The 4718-nt window shown below is 42.0% G+C and carries 2 protein-coding genes and 1 pseudogene; 2 read left to right on the forward strand and 1 reads right to left on the reverse strand.

All coding sequences use genetic code 11. From position 1 onward, the window contains the following. Positions 1-975: 975 nt before the first annotated feature. A pseudogene (gene istA / locus DESHY_RS13410) lies at positions 976-1578 on the reverse strand (IS21 family transposase); the annotation flags it as partial. Positions 1579-2399: 821 nt separating this feature from the next. On the opposite strand from istA, the gene DESHY_RS01105 reads away from it, so the two are divergent. Next, the gene (locus DESHY_RS01105) at positions 2400-3965 is read left to right on the forward strand and encodes a BCCT family transporter (RefSeq protein WP_235695493.1); all 1566 of its coding nucleotides are present in this window, start codon (positions 2400-2402) and stop codon (positions 3963-3965) included. Between the two features lie 344 nt (positions 3966-4309). Beyond that, the gene (gene tnpA / locus DESHY_RS01110; RefSeq protein ID WP_008409767.1) at positions 4310-4702 is read left to right on the forward strand and encodes an IS66 family insertion sequence element accessory protein TnpA; all 393 of its coding nucleotides are present in this window, start codon (positions 4310-4312) and stop codon (positions 4700-4702) included. Positions 4703-4718: the final 16 nt, after the last annotated feature.

Here is a 4718-nt window from a genome sequence, read left to right on the forward strand (position 1 = left end):
AAGAAGAAAAAAAAAAAGCAAAAAAAGAAGGAGAGCCGGAGAGAGAAGAAAAAAAGACAGAAAAGAACGCACCAAAGAGGGCAAAACNAAACAGAAAAACAGGACAAAAGAAGAAGAAAAAGGACCAAGAAACAACAAAAAAACGAAGCGCGAAACGAAAAGAACACAAGAAAGAACCAAGGAAAAAAAGAGAAAGGACAGAACGAGAGAGGACAACGGGAAAGAAAAACGCACAAGAGAAAGGAAGAAGAGAAAAGAGACACAGGAAGACAGGGGAGGGACAGAAGCAACACCGCAGACGAAAAAGACGAAACAAGACGGGCACGAAACAAAAAGCAGACGCAACCGCAGGAAGACAAGAGGGGCGGAACAGGCAGCAAGCAGGAGACAAAGGAACAAAGAGACAAGAAAGGGAGAAAGGAGAGACACAACCAAAAGAACGACGAAAGAAGGAAGAAGAGGAGGCCACACAAAGGGAAAGCCAACACAAAGAAAAAAGAAAAGAAGACAAGAAAGGCAGGAAGAGGACCAGGCAAGCAAACCGGAGGAAAGAGAAAGGACACGAGGCAAAGGAACACAACAANAAGCAGAAACACACCGGAGGGGAGGAAGGAGCAGAGGGCGAGCAACAAGCGAACCGAAAGCACGAAAAAAGACGGGGAGCCGAGAAGAAAGAGGAGGAAAAGAGAAGAGGGAGGAGGAAAAGAAAGAAGGAAAACACGCGCCGGACACGCGGGAGCGGCGAACGCGAGAAACCCAAAAGGCGGGGGGAGGAGCGGGAGACAAACAGAGGGACGAGAAGAAAAGAGGACGGGGAGAGAGAANAAAGCGGAAACCCAACAAGAAAAACGAAACCAAAGAGCCAGAGCGGGGGGAGGGAAAAAAAAAGGAGAAGAAGCAAAGAGAACCAGAGGNAAGAAAAAGACAAAANACAAACAAAAAAAAAAANNGTTGGCCACGCGTCGACTAGTCAGGGGGGGGGGGATCATCTCCCATGCCCAGTACGACGGTTTTCATCTGGTCGGTCAGCATTACCTTTGGGATGCCCCCAAAATATTCAAAAGCATGAATCAAGCAACGAAGAAAGCTGTGAATGTCACAACGCTTAGTGAACTCTATATAGGTGGAACGAGAGTACCCCAATACCATGACAAATACCGGCACTTTTCGGACTGTACCGTCCAAATCTACGTAATCACACAGTCCCCAGTCGACCTGTGCATATTCACCAGGTTTCGTCTCGTAACGAAGAACAGCGGGAACTTGTTTGGGAGGACGGAAGTCCTTCACATAGTCTTTCAAGATGGTACGTCCCCCGGTATACCCCTTTTCTCGTAGAAGATCGAATAAAACCTCGCAGTTATAGATACCTTCTTGAAGACGTTCCTGCAGGAACGGTTTATACGGATCAAGCTTGGAACCACGAGATTTACGGTGTCCCTGTTTGGGGGAGACATCACCCCGGAGATATCGGCGAACTGTATTTCGAGAATGCCCCGTTAGACGGGCAATTTCACGAATTGTCCTGCCTTCTGCCCTCATGGTATGTAACGATATCACTATCCCACTCCTTAGCATGTGTCTCCCTCCTAAGATTAACTTGGCCGTTAATTACGAAGGGGATATATTCGCTAAGGGTGGGTCATTTTCTTTCCGGCGAACCTGGGTCAATTATATCCCGGCGGTGACAAAGGCTTATTTGGTTATATTAAATATTTATATGGGTATAGATGCTTTGTATAGTGAATAGTCTATGGTTATTTCAACTGTATACTCCCTTTGCTAAGATTTGCTTCAAAACGGCCCAAATCTAAGAGATACATTTGCCATTCTTCTTAATATTCACAAAACGAGACTGCTCGCGGATCATCTTTAATACTTCAACTCTTGTGAATATTAAACATAACCTGACTGGCAAATGTTTAGAACGTTGTAAGATGAAGGGGTAGCGATACCGGTAAAAATATTGAAAAAGTGTCACTGTATAATTAGAACAAACAAAATCAAAAACCCGGTCCTTATATTTAAGGCTTCCCGGGTTTGGAAAATCTAAAATTTGCGTTTTGTTGCGTACTCAGTTTGCAGAAGTCAGGGAACAGCGCTAATTTTTGCTATTATTTTTGCTTATACCGGTATAGAAATCATGTAATGTACATTATACGACAATATTTTTATAATAGCATTACAAGCAAGTGAAGGATCGAACAATCACCTGGTGCAACTGGCAACAATATCCCATTTTAAGTTGGAGAAGTTAGTTTGCGTTATAGAGGGGGAGATGAAGAGATACAGACAATTATTAATATAACAGCTTAATATTTTTTAATTTAAAACTTAATATGTTAGAAAATGGCACAAACACAGGCATGGAATAGGACATGCTCTAAAGGAGTGGAATGATGGAGATCACAAAATATGCAAAAATAAACAAATCGGTATTTTGGGGTAGCGTAATCATTTGTTTGTTATTTTTCGGTCCAATGATCATTTTACAACAGTCTGCACAAGGCTTAGTTGGTAAAGTAATGCACGCAGTTACGCATGGTACCGACTGGATGTGGGAAATTGTTGTTTTTGGTGCAGTGCTGTTTTCACTTTGGCTAGCATTTGGTCCTTACGGCAGAGTAAAGCTTGGCGGTCCGGATGAAAAGCCGGAATTCTCTACATTTACTTGGTTTGCAATGATGTTCTGCGGTGGTTCAGGTGCGGGTCTTATTTATTGGGGCATTCTTGAACCAATTTATTACTTAAAATGGCCACCTTTTTGGGCTGAGGCACAATCGGCGCAGGCTGCTCAATGGGCACTGTCCTATGGTATTTTTCACTGGGGTGTCAGTGCTTGGGCGACATTTGTAATCCCTGCGATCGGGTTCTCGTATATGTTTTATGTTAGGAAAAAGCCATTCCTTTACCCAAGCTATGCATGTCGTGGTATTTTAGGCAACAGAGTTGATGGTTGGTTGGGCAGAGTAATTGACCTGATAATGGTTGTTGGTATGGTGGGTGGCGTAGCAACATCCTTAGGTCTTATTTTGCCAATGATATCTAATATTGGAGCAACTTATTTTGGAATGGAGGATACATTAACTGTAAGATTGGTAGTAGCTGCATTGTTTACTTGCCTATATGGTTATAGCTGCTACAGAGGTTTATATTCTGGTATTGCTAAAATTTCAGATATTAATATGTGGTTAATTTTCCTTTTATTGTTATTTGTGTTGTTTGCAGGCCCAACATCCTTTATGTTATCTTTATTTTTTGATAACATTGGAGTGCTATTAACTAACTTCTTGCGGATGAGTTTATACACTGATCCTATAACTAAGTCAGGCTTCCCGCAAGATTGGACTGTTTTCTATTGGGCCTGGTGGTTTGCTTGGGCAACATATATGGGTCTGTTTGCTACAAGGATTTCCAGAGGTCGTACGATTAAGGAACTTGTTTTAAACATGCTCTTTACAGCAACTGCCGGTTGTGCACTTTTCTATTTGACTTTTGGATCTTACACTGTTGATTTGATTTTAAATAAGGGCGTAGACTTAATTGGCATACTGCAAAATTCTGGTGGGCCGGCAGTAATAACCTACTTGCTTAACACCTTACCGCTGACATCTATTGCAATACCTGCATTTCTGGTAGTAATGCTTGTATCCCAGGTTACAGCAGTTGACTCTGTTTCTTATACAATTGCGGCAATGTGTTGCTCTGAAATAAGGGATACTCAAGAACCGCCAAAGTGGTCAAGAATATTCTGGTCATTCATGTTATTTTTCTGCACATCGGCATTATTCTTGGTTGGTGGTTTGAAAGTAGTTCAACTAGCATCTATTTTGACAGCTTTCCCTGTAGCCATTATAACGGTTATGTTAGCTATCTCTCTAGTAAAATGGCTTAGTGAAGATTTTGGGGAAAAAGTTAAACCGACATACTTAACTTATGCTGATTCAAATCTTGAAAAGGAGTAAACTTAAGATACTAGCATTGCTTTGGACGGCAAATTATGCCTAAACCGGCTATTGCATATAGTGATAGTAAATTGTGACCGGAAATTTCAAAAAATAATGATATTATTTTTTGATAAGAATTAGCACAGCCTCTTAAGTCGTTAACCAGAGGCTGTGCTTTTTTGCATACAGGCAGCGCTTAAAAGGTATCTGTGCCAATAAAATAAAGGAAACGTAGTGTTACATAATCGTAAGCGACAAACCAGCCGTCACCTAGAATCACACACAAAAAACTGATACACTGGGCTATGAAAAACTTGAAAAACCACTAGTGGTAAATCAAGACGAACAGGAGTATCAGCAATATGAATACTAGAGAAATTGCTGCGGAATACCGCCTGGCACACTGGGCACAGATAGTGCGCAGAAAAAATGAAAGTGGCCTTAGTATTAAAGCCTTCTGTGCAAGCGAGGGATTCCGTGAAAACACCTACTACTATTGGCAACGGAAACTGCGAGAGGCTGCCTGTGAACAACTGACAGAAATTCGAACTGAGCATACAAAGTTGTCTTGCCTAGTCCCACCAGGATTTACCGAATTGAAAATTACAGAAGCACCTGAAAAGCTGCCTGTCCAGAATGATGCCAAACAGAGTGAAATCCGCATTGAACTTGGAGGAGTGCGGATTGCTGCGGACAGTACCTATCCGGTAGAAAAGATAGCCGCACTGCTTGGCCTGTTTAAACAGCTATGCTAAGCCTTGCCGGAAAAAG

The sequence above is a fragment of the Desulforamulus hydrothermalis Lam5 = DSM 18033 genome, from assembly GCF_000315365.1.
GTDB lineage: Bacteria > Bacillota > Desulfotomaculia > Desulfotomaculales > Desulfotomaculaceae > Desulfotomaculum > Desulfotomaculum hydrothermale.